A 935-nucleotide genomic window follows, 5' to 3' on the forward strand; every position below is an offset into this window, starting at 1 on the left:
ACGACCACGTCGAACCCGCCTGCGGGTGTGGCGACGGGTTACGCGTCCCAGAACGGGGGGACCACCGGTGGCAGGGGTGGTGCGACGGTGCGGGCGACCACGGGGACCCAGATCCACCAGGCCCTGTGCAGCCGGGCGAGCAGCAGCACGCCGATCGTGATCGAGGTCGAGGGCACGATCAACCACGGCAACACGGGCAAGGTCTCGGGTGGCAGTTGCTCGACCGCGGCCGGGGTGATCGAGCTCAAGCAGATCAGCAACGTCACCATCATCGGTGTGGGCGGCGGTGCGGTGTTCGACCAGCTCGGTATCCACATCCGTGACTCGCGCAACATCATCATCCGGAACGTGACGATCCAGAACGTCAAGAAGTCGGGTTCGCCCACGTCCAACGGCGGTGACGCGATCGGCATGGAGAGCAGCGTCCGCAACGTGTGGGTCGACCACGCCACCCTGCTGGCGTCGGGTGGCGAGGCGGAGGGCTTCGACGGCCTGTTCGACATGAAGGACGACACCCAGTACGTGACCCTGTCCTACAGCACCCTGCGCAACTCCGGCCGCGGCGGGCTGGTCGGGTCCAGCGAGAGCGACCGCGCCAACGGGTTCGTCACCTACCACCACAACCTGTACGAGAACATCGACTCGCGCACCCCCCTGCTGCGGGGCGGCATCGGCCACATGTACAACAACCACTACGTCGACATCCACGAGTCGGGCATCAACTCCCGCGCCGGCGCCAGGGCCAGGGTGGACAACAACTACTTCAAGGACGTCCACAACGCCCTGGGCACCTTCTACACCAGCGAGGCCGGCTACTGGCAGGTCGGCGGCAACATCTTCGACAACGCGACCTGGTCCGCCCCCGGCAGCGACACCAACCCCGCCGGCCCCGACGTCAAGTCCACCACCACGGTCTCCATCCCCTACGCCTACAC

1 protein-coding gene is annotated in these 935 nt (G+C 66.7%); it reads left to right on the top strand.

The annotated features are described in order from the left end of the window. Nucleotides 1-27: 27 nt before the first annotated feature. Nucleotides 28-935: pectate lyase family protein (locus ABD223_RS43290; protein ID WP_486374877.1), on the top strand; the 908-nt coding region annotated here is incomplete at its 3' end.

It is taken from the genome of Saccharothrix xinjiangensis (assembly GCF_039527585.1).
In the GTDB taxonomy this organism is placed as follows: Bacteria; Actinomycetota; Actinomycetes; order Mycobacteriales; family Pseudonocardiaceae; genus Actinosynnema; species Actinosynnema xinjiangensis.